15 protein-coding genes and 1 other RNA gene are annotated in these 14696 nt (G+C 63.5%); 12 read left to right on the forward strand and 4 right to left on the reverse strand.

The annotated features are described in order from the left end of the window. Positions 1-92: 92 nt before the first annotated feature. On the reverse strand, positions 93-362 hold the full coding sequence (locus tag ACEWPM_RS05290) for a hypothetical protein (RefSeq protein WP_393963545.1): 270 nt from the start codon (positions 360-362) through the stop codon (positions 93-95). Between the two features lie 111 nt (positions 363-473). On the opposite strand from ACEWPM_RS05290, the gene ssrA reads away from it, so the two are divergent. The 9 genes from ssrA to ACEWPM_RS05335 all read left to right on the forward strand — a co-directional run bounded on the left by ssrA (position 474) and on the right by ACEWPM_RS05335 (position 8265). After that, positions 474-826: a transfer-messenger RNA gene (gene ssrA / locus ACEWPM_RS05295) on the forward strand. Between the two features lie 267 nt (positions 827-1093). After that, positions 1094-2371, forward strand: coding sequence for a chromate efflux transporter (gene chrA, locus ACEWPM_RS05300; protein WP_393963546.1), 1278 nt, complete (start codon positions 1094-1096; stop codon positions 2369-2371). A 69-nt stretch (positions 2372-2440) separates the two neighbouring features. After that, complete coding sequence (locus ACEWPM_RS05305) at positions 2441-2890, forward strand: SspB family protein (RefSeq protein WP_393963547.1); 450 nt, start codon at positions 2441-2443, stop codon at positions 2888-2890. A gap of 85 nt (positions 2891-2975) precedes the next feature. Then, the gene (fumC, locus tag ACEWPM_RS05310) at positions 2976-4379 is read left to right on the forward strand and encodes a class II fumarate hydratase (protein WP_393963548.1); all 1404 of its coding nucleotides are present in this window, start codon (positions 2976-2978) and stop codon (positions 4377-4379) included. Then, complete coding sequence (locus tag ACEWPM_RS05315; protein ID WP_393963549.1) at positions 4376-4567, forward strand: DUF4169 family protein; 192 nt, start codon at positions 4376-4378, stop codon at positions 4565-4567. The genes fumC and ACEWPM_RS05315 overlap by 4 nt, the downstream gene beginning before the upstream one ends. Further along, the gene (locus ACEWPM_RS05320) at positions 4564-4800 is read left to right on the forward strand and encodes a ribbon-helix-helix domain-containing protein (protein WP_393963550.1); all 237 of its coding nucleotides are present in this window, start codon (positions 4564-4566) and stop codon (positions 4798-4800) included. Before ACEWPM_RS05315 ends, ACEWPM_RS05320 begins: the two co-directional genes overlap by 4 nt. A gap of 74 nt (positions 4801-4874) precedes the next feature. Beyond that, complete coding sequence (locus tag ACEWPM_RS05325; RefSeq protein ID WP_393963551.1) at positions 4875-5321, forward strand: GNAT family N-acetyltransferase; 447 nt, start codon at positions 4875-4877, stop codon at positions 5319-5321. Positions 5322-5481: 160 nt separating this feature from the next. Beyond that, on the forward strand, positions 5482-6906 hold the full coding sequence (locus tag ACEWPM_RS05330) for a protein adenylyltransferase SelO (protein WP_393963552.1): 1425 nt from the start codon (positions 5482-5484) through the stop codon (positions 6904-6906). Between the two features lie 108 nt (positions 6907-7014). After that, complete coding sequence (locus ACEWPM_RS05335; RefSeq protein WP_393963553.1) at positions 7015-8265, forward strand: cation:proton antiporter; 1251 nt, start codon at positions 7015-7017, stop codon at positions 8263-8265. 132 nt (positions 8266-8397) lie between these two features. On the opposite strand, the gene ACEWPM_RS05340 is transcribed toward ACEWPM_RS05335, so the two are convergent. Beyond that, positions 8398-9684 (reverse strand): DEAD/DEAH box helicase, encoded by a 1287-nt coding sequence (locus ACEWPM_RS05340; protein WP_476454005.1) that lies wholly within the window; start codon positions 9682-9684, stop codon positions 8398-8400. Positions 9685-10055: 371 nt separating this feature from the next. Here ACEWPM_RS05340 and ACEWPM_RS05345 point away from each other — a divergent pair, with 371 nt between their 5' ends. Continuing rightward, on the forward strand, positions 10056-10469 hold the full coding sequence (locus ACEWPM_RS05345; RefSeq protein ID WP_393963554.1) for a Fur family transcriptional regulator: 414 nt from the start codon (positions 10056-10058) through the stop codon (positions 10467-10469). Here the strand turns inward: ACEWPM_RS05345 and ACEWPM_RS05350 are convergent. Next, on the reverse strand, positions 10456-11598 hold the full coding sequence (locus tag ACEWPM_RS05350) for an FAD-dependent monooxygenase (RefSeq protein WP_393963555.1): 1143 nt from the start codon (positions 11596-11598) through the stop codon (positions 10456-10458). The two genes, ACEWPM_RS05345 and ACEWPM_RS05350, sit on opposite strands and share 14 nt — an antisense overlap. 77 nt (positions 11599-11675) lie before the next feature. After that, on the reverse strand, positions 11676-12149 hold the full coding sequence (gene dksA, locus ACEWPM_RS05355; RefSeq protein WP_393934888.1) for an RNA polymerase-binding protein DksA: 474 nt from the start codon (positions 12147-12149) through the stop codon (positions 11676-11678). A gap of 143 nt (positions 12150-12292) precedes the next feature. On the opposite strand from dksA, the gene ACEWPM_RS05360 reads away from it, so the two are divergent. Next, a complete protein-coding gene (locus ACEWPM_RS05360) occupies positions 12293-13132 on the forward strand; it encodes an AAA family ATPase (RefSeq protein WP_393963556.1) in 840 nt (279 codons plus the stop codon). Between the two features lie 196 nt (positions 13133-13328). Beyond that, positions 13329-14684 carry a DUF2927 domain-containing protein gene (locus tag ACEWPM_RS05365; RefSeq protein WP_393963557.1) on the forward strand — a complete coding sequence of 452 codons (1356 nt, stop codon included), beginning with the start codon at positions 13329-13331 and terminating at the stop codon, positions 14682-14684. The last annotated feature ends 12 nt before the right edge of the window (positions 14685-14696 follow it).

Consider the following 14696-nt stretch of genomic DNA (forward strand, 5'->3'; position numbering starts at 1 on the left):
GCGCGCAGCATATCACCTCAAGCGCCCGCCTTCGTCTGCACCCAGCGCGAAGGTCCGGATTGAGCCCATAACTACTTGCTGCGAGAGAGCTGTCACTCTTTGAACTCGTGATCATGAACCTCTGCATCAGCCGCTTGGATATCAAGTGACTGACGATATCTCACACAACCTCGCAAGAACTTGGGCCACGGTGGAACGGCTATGTCAGGTTCCACGCCTTCGGGTAACAATGCCCACATTTCAGGTTGATGCCAGCATAGGTCATGACCTGTACTATCTCGATGTTCGCGGATAGCACCTCGGAGTTTCTTTATCTCAGCAATCAAGTCGTCACGGTCGAGTTTGTGCAAATCTTCATCCATATTTCCTCTATATCACATTAGTTGTTGGCTGGAAATTCGAACGGCAGGTTTGTCCGCATAGCCGACCGACACTCCCCCGGCCCAAAAAATTATCTCCCCTACCACCTCGCAGAGGTTTGCAAACGCCGTCACCGCGCCTATATTAACCGTGTCCCTTCGGGGACTATGGACATAAACGCGCTCGTAATAAGCGGATCGGACCCGGGGGCGGTACCCGGCGACTCCACCAATCACCCTTCGTTTGGGGGCGGATCGGGGTCGAAACAGGATCGACGAACGTCTAAAGGGGTCATGCTTTGTCTCGGCGGGGTGCCACCGTATCGGCCCGAACAGTACAATTGCAAACGACAATCGTGCTCCGGTTGCTCTGGCCGCGTAAGCGGTTCGAGGAATCGAAACCTAAGTCCTTGCGCCTAGCAGCGTAAGGCGGGGTTCGCAGGCACCTGGCAACAGAAGCCTGCACTTTACTTCCCCCTCCCTCTACGCCCCGCGCATTGCCAAGCTGCCTTTCCGGCGGCACTCTCCTTGCATGGGACCGTCGCGACTGCCCCGCGCTGAACGAGGTCTACCTGCCCAAGGATTTTGCCGTCGATCCGTACCTCGTGGCGCCGGACGAGATGATTTTGGTCGGCCTGTCACGCCAGTTCGTACTGATCAGGCACAGCTGGAGGCCGCCTTGCCGCTCTCCGATGCGCTTTATTGCTGGGTGCGCGACGGGTAAGAGGAGGGGCATGGCTGGCCAGGTGGACGAGATAATCACGATGCGTGTTGATAACCGCGACTTCCTGCGCAGCTTCGTGCGTATTGGCCTGTTATCCTTTGGCGGTCCTGCCGCGCAGATCGCGCTCATGCAATCCGAGTTGGTCGAAAGACTCGGCTGGCTCGATCAGCGCCAATTTCTGGGCGCGCTCAGCTTTTGCATGCTGCTGCCCGGCCCCGAGGCAATGCAACTGGCCACCTATGCGGGCTGGCGCCTGCGCGGCGTTGCCGGCGGGCTGATTGCCGGGCTGCTCTTTGTGGTGCCCGGGGCCATCGCAATCCTCGCGCTGGCGCTCGCCTATGCGATCTGGGGCGATGTGCCGCTGGTGGCGGCGCTCTTCAGCGGGGTAAAGGCCGCCGTTCTGGTCATCGTGGCGATGGCGCTGTGGCGCCTGGCGGGCCGTGCGCTGGAAGGGCGGGCGCAGCGCGTGCTCGCCGTCCTTGCCTTCGCCGCGATCTACATGGCCGCCCTGCCCTTTCCAGCGGTCATCGCCGCCGCTGCGGCCTGGGGCGCATGGGCCGCGCGCGGCACGGCACGCGAGGCCGCGCCTCCCATTGAGCCGGGCCAGAACGCGCGCACAGCCCGCACGATTGCCATCTGGAGCGCCCTCTGGGCCGCGCCCGTCCTTGGCGCCTATGCGGCGGGCGCCAGCTTTCTTGTCGCCATCGCCACTTTTTTCAGCAAGCTGGCGGTCGTCACCTTCGGCGGGGCCTATGCGGTGCTGGCCTACATGACCCAGACCGTAACGCAGACCCATGGCTGGATCAGCGCCGATCAGATGATCGATGCGCTGGGACTGGCCGAGACGACGCCCGGGCCGCTGATCCTTGTCACACAATTCGTCGCCATGCTGGCCGGTTTTGGCGAGGGAGGCATTCCCATGGCGCTGGCGGCGGGCGCGATGGCGCTCTGGGTCACCTTCGCGCCCTGTTTTCTATGGATATTCGCCGGCGCGCCTTACCTGGAACGGGCGCTGGCGCAACCGCGCCTGCGCGGGGCGCTGGCGGCGATCTCGGCCGCGGTGGTCGGCGTCATCGCCAACCTGTCTCTGTGGTTCGGCCTGAACGTGCTCTTTGGACGCGTGTTGCACAGCCCTATAGGCGCCTATCCCGACCTCGCCACGCTCGATCCGGGCGCCGCAGCGCTGACGGTGCTGGCCGCGCTGCTGCTGGCGGGATTGCGCCTGCTCATGCTGCCCGGTCTGGCCCTGATGGCGGCGGCCGGCGGCCTGCTGCATGTGATCGCGTGACGGCGCGCCGGGCCTTTTACTTTCGCTCGAATCCCTTATTGTGAATCCAAGATATAATGAGGGCCGAGGATGTCTCGCACGATTGAATATGGAAATCTGATGCACCGCGCCATGCGCGGCCTCATTCAGGAGGTCCTGGAGGACGTTCAGGAGAACGGCCTTCCGGGCGCGCATCATTTCTTTATCACCTTCGACACCAATCACCCGGAGGCCGCCTTGGCCGACTGGCTTAAACAGCGCTATCCAAACGAGATGACCGTAGTCATGCAGCACTGGTACGACAATCTCGAGGTTGGCGATGATGGCTTCGGCATCACGCTGAATTTCGGCGATGCGCCCGAAAACCTCTACGTGCCCTATGACGCAATCCAGACCTTCGTCGATCCCTCCGTCGAATTCGGCCTGCGGTTTGAAACGCAAACCAAAGACGAAGATGACGACGACGAAGATGAGGACACCGCCGAGATGCCCAAGGGCAGCGGCGATATCGTCAGCCTCGACAGCTTTCGCAAGCATTGAGCGTGGGGGGCGCCACGCCTTCTGGCCGTTGAACTTTCCGCACCGTTCGCTAAGACAGGGGCAATTCTGATCAAGGAGCGCCCGCATGAGCCGGACCGAGATGACCACCCGCACCGAAACCGACAGCTTTGGCCCTCTCGAGGTGCCATCGGACAAGTATTGGGGCGCGCAGACGCAGCGCTCGATCATCAATTTCCCCATCGGGTGGGAGCGTCAGCCCATCGCCATCGTGCGCGCCCTTGGCGTTATCAAGAAGGCTTGCGCGCAAGCCAACAAGGAAAACGGCAAGCTGGACGAGGCACGCGCCGATGCGATCATCGAAGCGGCAAGCGAGGTCATTACCGGCGATCTCGACGACAACTTCCCGCTTGTCGTGTGGCAGACCGGCTCGGGCACGCAATCGAACATGAACGCCAACGAGGTCATCGCCAACCGTGCGATCGAGATCATGGGTGGCACCATCGGCTCGAAGGATCCGGTGCACCCAAATGATCACGTCAACATGGGCCAGTCGTCCAACGACACCTTCCCCACCGCCATGCATATCGCCGCCGCGATGACCGCCCATGGCGTGACCCTGCCCGGCCTCGAAAAACTGCAGGACGCGCTGGAGGCCAAGGCACAGAAATGGGCGCATATCATCAAGATCGGGCGCACCCATACGCAGGACGCAACGCCGCTGACATTAGGCCAAGAATTCTCGGGTTACGTTCACCAAGTCGCCATGGGCATCGAGCGGATCCACTCCGCGCTCGAGCGGATCTACGAGCTGGCCCAGGGCGGCACGGCCGTCGGCACCGGGCTCAACACCCAAAAAGGCTGGGGCGAGACCGTCGCCGCCAACATGGCCGAGATCACTGGCCTGCCCTTCGTCACCGCGCCCAACAAGTTCGAGGCGCTGGCCGCCCATGACGCGATGGTTGAAATCTCGGGCGCGCTGCGCGTCGTTGCAGGTTCGCTCTTCAAGATCGCGAACGATATCCGCTTCCTTGGCTCCGGCCCCCGCTGCGGTCTGGGCGAGTTGATGCTGCCCGAGAACGAGCCGGGCAGCTCGATCATGCCGGGCAAGGTGAACCCGACCCAATGCGAGGCGCTGACGCAAGTCTGCGCGCATGTCATGGGCAATGACGCCGCTGTCGGCTTTGCCGGTAGCCAGGGCCATTTCGAGCTGAACGTCTACAAGCCGATGATGGCCTATAACGTGCTGCAATCCATGCAGCTTCTGGGCGATGCGGCATCGGCCTTCACCGACAACCTTGTGGACGGGCTGGAAGCGGACGAAACACGCATCGACAAGCTGATGCGCGAGTCGCTCATGCTGGTCACCGCGCTCGCGCCCGAGATCGGTTACGACAACGCCACCAAAGTGGCCAAGACCGCGCACAAGAACGGCACGACCCTCAAGCAGGAGGCGATCGCCCTCGGATTCGTGGACGAAGAAACCTTCGACCGGGTTGTGCGGCCCGAAGACATGGTCGGGCCGAAGTGAGCGAAACGCCCATCAACCTGAACCGCGCGCGCAAGACCCGCGCGCGGGTAAAGGCCAAGGCAGAGGCGGATGAAAACGCCGTCCGCTTTGGCCGCACCAAGGCGCAAAAAGCGGTCGAGCGCGCCGATGCCGAACGAGCGAAGCGCAGTTTCGAGGGGCACGAGCGCGCAGACCCGGAAGACGAATGACCCTGCGCCCGGTCAAACACTCTCTCACTCTGCGCGGGCACCGCACTTCGGTCACGCTCGAGCCGGAATTCTGGTCTGCCTTCCGCGCCATCGCTGCCAGCACCGGCACGCCGATCAACGCGCTAGCGGCCGAGATAGATGCGGACCGCGGCCCCGATCTGGGCCTCGCATCGGCCATTCGCCTTTTCGTGCTGCGCCACTACCGCGGGGCGGCGGAAAAGGGCCACGACTGAGCGCACCGCATGGACAGAGCGGCGCAGCGCGGGCATGTTGGCCCGGCGCTTCCAACAAAAGGCCAGTAGCCACCGTGACAGCCCTGACCCTCGCCAAGCCCGACGATATCGACCGCCTCATGCCGCTGGTCACCGCCTTTCACGCCGAAGAGGGTATCACGCTGGACGAGGGCCGGCGCCGCGAGGCCATACTCCCGCTGCTCGAAGGCTCCCCACATGGTGCAATCTACATCGTCGGCCCGCCCCGCGCCCCCATTGGGTATGCGGCGGTCAGCTTTGGCTGGTCGCTTGAATATGGCGGGCTCGACGGCTTCATCGACGAGATCTACATCCGTCCCGGCGTGCGCGGGCGCGGCATCGGCAGCGAAGTGCTGAATGCGCTTCCCAAGGCTTTGGGCGCAGCAGGCATGAAGGCGATTCATCTCGAAGTTCACGAGAAGAACGCCAAGGCGCGCACGCTCTATACCGCGCTCCATTTCGAGGCGCGCGATGGCTATGCGCTGATGTCGCGCATGCTGTAAGGTCAGTTTCCGGGGCGCTGCCCCGGACCCCGGAGTATTTGCGGAACGGTGAAAATGAAGTCGCCTACCTTGGCTTTTTCTTGGTAAAAATACCCATTGCGCAACGCCAGCACTTGGGCCGGGCATTGGCGAAGGTGCCGGCCGGTCCTATATCGAGACCATGACGCATACCGATATCCCTTTCGACAACACTTACGCGGCGCTGCCTGCAACATTTTATGCACGGCAAAAGCCCTCTCCTGTCGCGACGCCCCAACTGGTGGCTGTCAATCGCCCCCTGGCGGGCGAGCTTGGCCTCACGCTGGGCAGTGACGATGAGTTGGCCGAGATTTTCAGTGGCAACCGGGTGCCGCGGGGCGCCGAGCCGATCGCTCAGGCCTATGCGGGCCACCAGTTCGGCGGCTTTTCCCCGCAGCTGGGCGACGGGCGCGCCGTCCTTCTCGGCGAGGTCGTCGACCGCCAAGGCGTGCGGCGCGATCTGCAGCTCAAGGGATCGGGGCGCACACCCTATTCGCGCAGCGGCGACGGCCGCGCCTGGCTGGGTCCGGTCTTGCGCGAATACGTCGTCAGCGAGGCAATGCATGCGCTTGGAATTCCTACCACGCGCGCGCTGGCCGCCGTCCGCACGGGCGAGCGGATCCGCCGCCAGGAGGGCGCGATGCCCGGCGCGGTGTTGACCCGCGTCGCTTCAAGTCATCTTCGGGTGGGCACGTTCGAGTTTTTCGCGGTGCGCGGCGATGTGGGCGCGATCCGGCAGCTTTATGACTATGCCCGCGCGCGCCACTATCCGGAGGTTGGTGATCCTGCCGAATTCCTGCGGGCGGTGATTGCCCGGCAGGCGACCCTCGTGGCGCAGTGGATGGGGATCGGCTTCATTCACGGGGTGATGAACACTGACAACACCTCGATCTCGGGCGAGACGATCGATTATGGGCCCTGCGCCTTCATGGATCGCTTTAACGTTGATCAGGTTTTCAGCTCTATCGACGCTCATGGGCGCTATGCCTATTCCAACCAGGCGCATGTCATCGTGTGGAACATGGCGCAGTTGGCCACCTCACTTGTGCCGCTGATGCCCGATCAGGATGCAGCGGTGGCCGATTTCACCGCCGCCGTTCATACGATGCCGAAACTGATCGAAGCCGAATGGCTGCGCGTCTTCGGTGCCAAGATCGGCCTCGCCGCGCCCAACGAGGATGACTACGCGCTGATCCATGATCTGCTGGCCCTTATGCAGCGGGACAGCGCGGATTTCACGAACACGTTCCACGCGCTTGGCGAAGGCAAGGGCGGCGCGCAATTTACAGATACGGCAGCCTTTTCCGCGTGGCACGACCGTTGGAGCACGCGCATCCAGCGTGAAGACGGCTGGCGTGCGCGTATGGAGGCGGCGAACCCGGTCTTCATTCCGCGCAACCACCGGATCGAGCAGATGATCGACGCCGCAGTCGAGGGGGATGACGCGCCATTTCACCGAATGCTGAGCGTGCTGTCACGGCCCTTTGAAATGCAACCGGACGCAGCGGATCTGACAAATCCCCCGGCGCAAGACGAGATCGTCGCGCGGACCTTTTGCGGTACCTGATCCGGCGCCGCCGGGCGCAGCCTGGGTCTCAAGCAGGTTGCCAATCAGTCATTTTTTAAGCATGGCTTGCATCTTGCGCATCAAGTGCACGGGACAAGGGGGCACGTCATGACCATCCTGCAAATCACCTCGGCCCTGATCGTCCTTGCCGGGATATTCGGTGCGATCAACTACCTTTTCCTCAGGCTGCCATCGTCGATCGGCATCATGGTCGTCGCGTTGGCGGCGTCCTTTGCCCTTCTGGGCGTCGACGCGCTGGCCCCGCATCTGGGGATCGCAGACGCCTCTCGGCAGATCGTGACCGGCATCGACTTTTCGGATGCGCTGCTGGAGGGAATGTTGGGCCTTCTGCTGTTCGCGGGCGCGCTGCATGTCAAGACATCCGATCTGCGGGCACAATGGCTGCCCGTCGTGCTCATGGCGACGATCGGGGTCGGCCTCAGCACCGTGGTGATCGGCGCCGCCTTCAGCTGGTTGACAGGGATGCCCATCATCATCGCGCTGGTCTTTGGTGCGCTTGTTTCGCCCACTGATCCGGTTGCCGTTCTGGGCGTGCTGCGCGAGGCCGACCTGCCCCAATCGCTCGAGACGCAGATCGCGGGCGAGTCGCTCTTCAATGACGGGGTGGGTTACGTCGTTTTCCTGGTCCTGGTCGGAATTGCCTTTCCGTCGGGCGATCATCACGGCGACGGCGGTGTGGCCGGGGCTGCCACGCTCTTCCTGCGCGAGGCGCTTGGCGGCGCGGTTCTGGGCATCGTTCTGGGCTGGCTGGTCTTTCGCGTGATGCGCCTGATCGACGACTACTCGCTCGAGGTGCTGCTGACACTGGGCCTCGCCTTCGGAGGCTATGAACTGGCCGTCTATCTCGGGGTTTCGGCGCCGATCATGGCGGTCTGCGCGGGCCTTCTGATCGGGGATGTCGGCGCCAAGCATGGGATGAGCGACGAGACCCGCCGCTATGTCGAAGCCTTCTGGAAACTGATTGACGAGATCCTCAACGCCGTCCTCTTCCTGATGATCGGCTTCGAGGTATTCGCCGTGGCCTTCGGCGCCGATTACCTGCTGGCGGGCGCTGGCGCGATCGGTATCGCACTGCTCGGGCGGCTCATCGCCGTGGCCGTGCCGATCTACACTCTCAAACCCTTCCGCAGCTTTGACACCGGGGTCATCCGCATCATGACATGGGGCGGGCTGAAAGGCGGGATCTCTGTCGCGCTGGCGCTTAGCCTGCCGAGCAGCGAGTGGAGCCCGCTGATCCTGACTGCGACCTATATGGTTGTCGTCTTTTCGATCATCGTGCAGGGGCTGACGGTGGCCCCTCTGGCGCGCAAGGTCACCCAGCAGCCAGATCTTTTGTAATCTCGCGGGCCTACCCGAATCCGGCAAGGCCACTCGCAGGCTGCGCGAACAGATCCACACTATGCTTGCCGGGACTGCTGGCAGGTGAGCCTGCAACCGCCGCCAGAGCGGCGGTTGCTATCGTCTAGAGGGTCAGGCTGCGTTGCTGCGTGCGCCGCCACCACCGCCGCCACGACGACGCCGAGGCTTCGCTGAGGCGCCGCCGCCAGGCTTGCCACCGCCGGTGCCACGGCGACGACCGCCGCCGTTGCCGCCACGGTTCGGCTTGGCCTTCGGATCGGGAAGCTCTTCCCAAGCGCGGCCGGAGGCGACAGGGATAGAGAGACCCATGACCTTCTGGATATCCTTCAACTCGCCCATCTCGTCCGGTGCGCAGAAGGCGATGGCGGCGCCATCCTTGCCGGCGCGGGCCGTGCGACCGATGCGGTGAACGTAGTTCTCGGGCACGTTGGGCAGGTCGAAATTATAGACATGCTTGACGTCCGGGATATCGAGGCCGCGGGCGGCGACATCCGTCGCCACCAGCACCTTGACCTGCCCGTCGCGGAACGCTTTCAGCGCACGCTCCCGCTGACCCTGGCTCTTGTTGCCATGGATCGCGGCCACGGAGAAACCAGCGCTTTCAAGCTTGCGTGCCAGCTTGTCCGAGCCATGCTTGGTGCGGCCAAAGACCAGCGCCAATTCGCCCTTGTGTTTGCCCAGAAGCTCGACCAGCAGGTTGGGCTTTTCGGCCTTGGCGATGAAATGAACCGCTTGGGTCACCTTGTCGGCGGCCTTGCCCGGCGGGCTGACTTGCACCTTCTTGGGATGGGTCAGGTAGCTGCCTGCGATCTCTTCCATCTGCTTGGGCATGGTCGCGGAAAAGAGCATCGTCTGACGCTCTTTGGCCAGCAAAGAGGCAATCTTGCGCAGATCATGGATGAAACCCATGTCCAGCATCTGGTCCGCCTCGTCCAGCACCAGAAAGCGCGTTGCATCTAGACGGATGGCACGGCGGTCGATCAGGTCCAACAGACGGCCCGGCGTTGCCACCAGGATATGCGTGCCCTTCTCAAGACGGTTGATCTGCGGATTGATCGAGGCGCCGCCGACGACCACATTGATCTTCATTGGCGTGTCCTTGACCAGCGGCAGCAGTGTCTCGCGGATCTGGTTGGCCAGCTCGCGCGTCGGCGCGAGGATCAGGCTGGTCGCGGTGCGCGGCTTGGGCCGCTCGTCGTTTTCCATCATCTGCGCGATCAGCGGCAGGCCAAAGGCCGCCGTCTTGCCCGTGCCCGTCTGGGCAAGGCCCATGACGTCATTGCCGTCCAGCGCGTAGGGAATCGCGTGGGTCTGGATCGGGGTGGGCTCGGTGATGCCCATATTGCCCAGCTTGCGGACCAATACGGGCGGAAGGCCCATTTCTTCGAATAGGTTCAAATCTTATCCTTTCGGACATGGGAGTGCCCCATGCCGTTTTCCGGGCGCAAAAGGCCCGTGCGTCGGAGCGGCGTCCTGCCTGCCCCTGCGGTGGTTCCGCCAAGGCCCTGACGCACAGGCGGAATTGCCCGTCGCGCCGATCCGGCGGCTGGCCCCACGCGTGATATTGGGATCAAGTTCGCGGCATTTCGTTCACTGGGGGCGGCCATGCGGGCGGCCCGGCTGCTCACGCGGCAGGAAATGTCGTTGAGGGCTAAATGGACGCGGCCTGCGCGAAAGTCAACCTTTGCCGCACGGAAAGGCCATGAGCGGTGGAAATCGAAAGCGCCCCGCGCTAACAAAGAGGTCACGAGAGCCACGCGGATAGCCCCATGACCGACACCATTACCGACCGCTGCGAGGCACGCGGACTGCGCATGACCGGCCAGAGGCGCATCATCGCCGCCGTTCTCGAAGAGGCCGATGACCACCCCGATGTCGATGAGCTTTACGCCCGCGCTGCGGCGCGCGACCCCAAGATTTCCATCGCGACGGTCTACCGCACCGTCAAGCTGTTTGAGGAAAGCGGCATTCTGGACAAGCTGGAATTCGGCGATGGCCGCGCGCGCTATGAAGATGCCGAGCGGGGCCATCACGACCACCTGATCGACCTCGAGACCGGCGATGTCATCGAGTTCTTCGACCCCGAGATCGAGCGCCTGCAGGAAAAGATTGCGGCCCGCCTCGGCTACAAGCTGAAGGGGCACAAGATGGAGCTCTACGGTCGCCCTCTCAAGAAGAGCTGAGCGGAGGCGCGCCGCCGGTCACGTCATGGCCGTAGATCCAGTCAAACTGACCCATCATGCGGCGCGGCGCAAGGGCACTTCCCAGCTTAAGCGATAGATGAGCTGCGACACGTAGTGGCTTGAAAGTAATATGATATTTCCAGGCATTTCCATTGGCCGCCTCGACCACACGGCGCGCCCTGTCCTGCCGGGCCGCCTGATAGGCGCCAAGCGCGGCAGGCAGGTCCGGCGCATCATCGAGGGACGCGGCCAGCACCCAGGCATCCTCCAGCGCAAGGGACGCGCCTTGCGCCATGAAGGGCAGCGTGGGGTGCGCGGCATCGCCCAGAATGGCAAACCGTCCCTGCCCCCAGACCGGCGCCACGGGATGGCGGAAGAGGCCCCATTTGCCGACGCTCTCGACCTTGGTCAGCATGGCTTGCGCATTGGCGCCGAAATCGGCAAAGCGCGCGCGCAGCTCGCCCGGATCGCCCGCCGCGCTCCAGCTTTCCTCGGACCAGCCGGCGCGCTCCTCGATGGCAACAAGGTTCAGCTCGGTGCCGCCGCGCAGCGGATAGCTGACCAGATGCCGGTGCGGCGCCATATGAACGCGCGCCTCATGCGCTCGGCTGCCATCATGCGGCACCACCGCGCGCCACGCGACCTGTCGGGTGAAAAATGGCGCGAGCGTGCCGTTCAGCGCCCGCCGCACGATCGAATGCAGCCCATCTGCACCAATCACCAGATCCGCGTCCAGCGCGGCGGGGTCCGTCACTCGCGCGCACAAGGAAATTTGCACGCCCGCGTCCAATGCGCCCTTGTGGAGGATTTCGATCAGGTCGGCGCGGTGCAGGAACCAGTAATCGCGCGATGCCAGCTGCGTCAGATCCAGCCGCACCACCTGCCCCCGCCGATAGTCATGCAGGGCCACAGTGTTACCCTGCACCCCGGCGCTACGCACCGCGTCGCCCAACCCAAGGGCACGCAGAACGGCGAACCCGTTGGGCGAAGTCTGCAGACCTGCGCCCACCTCGGCAATCTCGCTCGCCTGCTCATGCACCGTGACGCGCGCGCCGCGTAGCGCACAGGCGCGTGCGACGGCCAGCCCGCCGATGCCCGCGCCGACGATCGCGATGGTGAGACCCTGCATATCCATGCCCCTAGATCATACGAAAAACGCCGGAGCGAAAGCCCCGGCGTCTGAAATCTCTCGCGTCTGCCCAGCGATCAATCGTCGCGGTGTACCTTTTCGCGGCGCTCGTGACGCTCTTGCGCCTCAAGGGTCATGGTGGCGATGGGGCGCGCGTCCAGCCGCTTGAGGCTGATCGGATCGCCGGTCATCTGGCAATAGCCGAACTCGCCCTCGTCGAGGCGGCGCAGCGCCTGGTCGATCTTGGCGACCAGCTTGCGCTGGCGATCGCGGGTGCGCAACTCCAGTGCGCGATCCGTCTCTTCGCTGGCGCGGTCAGCGACGTCCGGGATGGCACGGGTGCCGTCCTGAAGCGCCTCGATCGTGTCACGACTGCCGGCCAGCAGATCTTCGCGCCAATCCATCAACTTGCGACGGAAATATTCTTGTTGGCGCTCATTCATGAAAGGCTCGTCTTCGACGGGCCGGTAATCGTCGGGCAGGAAAACTTCGGCTTTCAAGCGTTGATCCTCTTTATTTTCAAGGTCCAAGGCGTCAGGATGCTGTGTCATCTGGCTCCCCCTCGGCCTGCGTTTACTGCAACCGGCGGCTCTTGTCACTACACGAATTCAGGCCGCATTGAACGAATGGAGCCCTCAAGCTATGGTCTGCCTCGATCTCAGTGAACTCTGCCGTGAAAAGGTTTGAAAGCATTATGAAATTCGAAGGAACGGACAGTTACGTCGCCACCGAGGACCTGACGGTGGCGGTGAATGCCGCTGTCGCGCTCGAACGGCCCCTGCTGGTCAAGGGCGAGCCGGGCACCGGCAAAACCGAACTGGCCCGACAGGTAGCCTCGGCGCTTGGTTTGCCGATGATCGAATGGAACGTCAAATCCACGACCCGCGCCCATCAGGGCCTTTACGAGTATGACGCCGTCTCGCGCCTCCGCGATAGCCAGTTGGGCGATGCGCGCGTCCATGACATCACCAATTACATCCGCCCCGGCAAGCTGTGGCAGGCATTTGCCGCCGAGGGCCGTGTCGTTCTTCTGATCGACGAAATCGACAAGGCGGATATCGAGTTCCCGAATGATCTGCTTCAGGAGCTCGACCAGATGGAGTTTCACGTCTACGAGACGGGCGAGACGATCCGGGCCAGGCAGCGCCCCATCGTCATAATCACCTCGAACAACGAAAAGGAATTGCCCGACGCGTTCCTGCGCCGCTGCTTTTTCCACTATATCCGCTTTCCGGATATGGAGACGATGCGCCGGATCGTCGAAGTACACCATCCGGGCATCAAGGATGCGCTGCTGACCACCGCGCTGACGCAATTCTACGAGATCCGGGACCAACAGGGCCTCAAGAAAAAGCCCTCGACCTCCGAAGTGCTGGATTGGCTCAAGCTGCTTCTGGCCGAGGATCTGGCGCCCGAGGATCTCAGGCGCAATGGCGCGGACGCCCTGCCACGGCTTCATGGCGCGCTGCTGAAGAACGAGCAGGACGTGCATCTGTTCGAGCGTTTGGCCTTCATGGCACGCCGCGGGGGATGACCACGGGCCACGCGCCCGCCCCTATTCGACGAAGGGAGCGACGCCCTATGCCGCAAAAAAGTCTCAAATGCTCCTTATACCGGACAACATGAGACCCGAGCCTTTGCCCAGGGCCGCTGTGGACGGCGGGCCATGCTCTTCGATGCCATTGCGGCGCCGGAGGGCTTTGTTGTCCGCTCCGCCTGAGGGAACGTTCATGCGCCAAATGATCCTGCCTATCTGCCTGATGCTGGGGGCCTGCGTGCCTGGCACATCGGGCGATGTCGCCTCGCGCGCGGCCACACCCGATCTGGGCGGCATGCACGGACTCAAGATGTTCTCGCTGCCCCAGCCCAGTGCGCCGACGCGCTCTAACGTGGATATCGCGCGCGATTTCATGGACTTGGCGCTGCGTCTCGAGTCGGGCCGTGATTTGTCCGTGCTCAGCCGGTTCGAAGAGCCGATCACCGTTGCGGTCACTGGCGCGCCTTCCGCCACACTGCAATCAGATCTGTCGCGCCTGTTGCTCCGGTTGCGCTCGGAGGCTGGCATCAAGATCACGCAGGTTTCTGGCCCCGCCAATATCACGATCGAGGCGGTCAGCCAGGACGATATCCGCCGCGCGCTACCGCAGGCGGCCTGTTTCGTCGCGCCCAACATCTCGACCTTGGCCGAGTACCGCACCGCCAAGCGCAGCCGCCAGACCGCCTGGAGCAACCTTGAGACCCGGCGCAAGGTCGCCATCTTCGTGCCGAATGATTCCAGCCCTCAAGAAGTGCGCGACTGCCTTCACGAGGAGCTGTCGCAGGCGCTCGGGCCGCTGAATGACCTCTACCGTCTGCCCGATTCGATTTTCAACGACGACAATGTACACACGGTCCTGACCGGGTTCGACATGCTGATTCTGCGCGCCTTCTATGCGCCCGAGCTGCGCTCGGGCATGCCCCGCCGCGAGGTCGCCGCGCGCATCCCAGCCATCCTTGCCCGGCTGAATCCGGGCGGCGAGCGGATCGCCTCGCGCCCCCTCGCAACCACGCCGCGCGCCTGGGTGCGCGCCATTCAGACGGCGCTTGGTCCGGGTGCCACGAATGCGCAGCGGCGCGCGGCCGCAGAAACGGCGCTCCGCATTGCCGAGACGAGTGGCCTGACCGACCATCGCCGCGCCTTCAGCCATTATGCCGTCGGCCGCATCGCCCAAAGCACCGACCCGGCCTACGCACAAACCCAGTTTGCCGCCGCCGATGCCTATTACCGCCGTGCGCCGGTAATGGCGCTTCACCGTGCCCATTCTTCCGCGCAACTGGCAGCCTTTGCCATCACCCAAGCGCGCGGCGACGATGCACTGGCCATCCTCTTGCCGCAGATCGCCATCGCCGAACGTCACGAGAATGCGGCCCTCCTGGCGCAGCTCATGATGATGCGCGCCGAAGCGCTGGAGCTGTCGGGGCGTGTCTCGGAGGGACGGCAGGTGCGTATGGACAGCCTTGGCTGGGCGCGTTACGGATACGGCGCGGATTGGGCCGTGCGTGCGAAACTGCGCGAGGTATCGGCGCTCAACCCGCTCAAAGGGTAGGAACGGACAGGT

Source organism: Roseovarius maritimus (genome assembly GCF_043355895.2).
Classification (GTDB): domain Bacteria; phylum Pseudomonadota; class Alphaproteobacteria; order Rhodobacterales; family Rhodobacteraceae; genus Roseovarius; species Roseovarius maritimus.

Bases quoted from the DNA above. Each gene is read 5' to 3' on its own strand.
- ACEWPM_RS05290 (WP_393963545.1), bottom strand. From the start codon at position 362: ATGGATGAAGATTTGCACAAACTCGACCGTGACGACTTGATTGCTGAG.
- chrA (WP_393963546.1), top strand. From the start codon at position 1,094: ATGGCTGGCCAGGTGGACGAGATAATCACGATGCGTGTTGATAACCGC.
- ACEWPM_RS05305 (WP_393963547.1), top strand. From the start codon at position 2,441: ATGTCTCGCACGATTGAATATGGAAATCTGATGCACCGCGCCATGCGC.
- fumC (WP_393963548.1), top strand. From the start codon at position 2,976: ATGAGCCGGACCGAGATGACCACCCGCACCGAAACCGACAGCTTTGGC.
- ACEWPM_RS05320 (WP_393963550.1), top strand. From the start codon at position 4,564: ATGACCCTGCGCCCGGTCAAACACTCTCTCACTCTGCGCGGGCACCGC.
- ACEWPM_RS05330 (WP_393963552.1), top strand. From the start codon at position 5,482: ATGACGCATACCGATATCCCTTTCGACAACACTTACGCGGCGCTGCCT.
- ACEWPM_RS05335 (WP_393963553.1), top strand. From the start codon at position 7,015: ATGACCATCCTGCAAATCACCTCGGCCCTGATCGTCCTTGCCGGGATA.
- ACEWPM_RS05345 (WP_393963554.1), top strand. From the start codon at position 10,056: ATGACCGACACCATTACCGACCGCTGCGAGGCACGCGGACTGCGCATG.
- ACEWPM_RS05350 (WP_393963555.1), bottom strand. From the start codon at position 11,598: ATGCAGGGTCTCACCATCGCGATCGTCGGCGCGGGCATCGGCGGGCTG.
- dksA (WP_393934888.1), bottom strand. From the start codon at position 12,149: ATGACACAGCATCCTGACGCCTTGGACCTTGAAAATAAAGAGGATCAA.
- ACEWPM_RS05360 (WP_393963556.1), top strand. From the start codon at position 12,293: ATGAAATTCGAAGGAACGGACAGTTACGTCGCCACCGAGGACCTGACG.
- ACEWPM_RS05365 (WP_393963557.1), top strand. From the start codon at position 13,329: ATGCGCCAAATGATCCTGCCTATCTGCCTGATGCTGGGGGCCTGCGTG.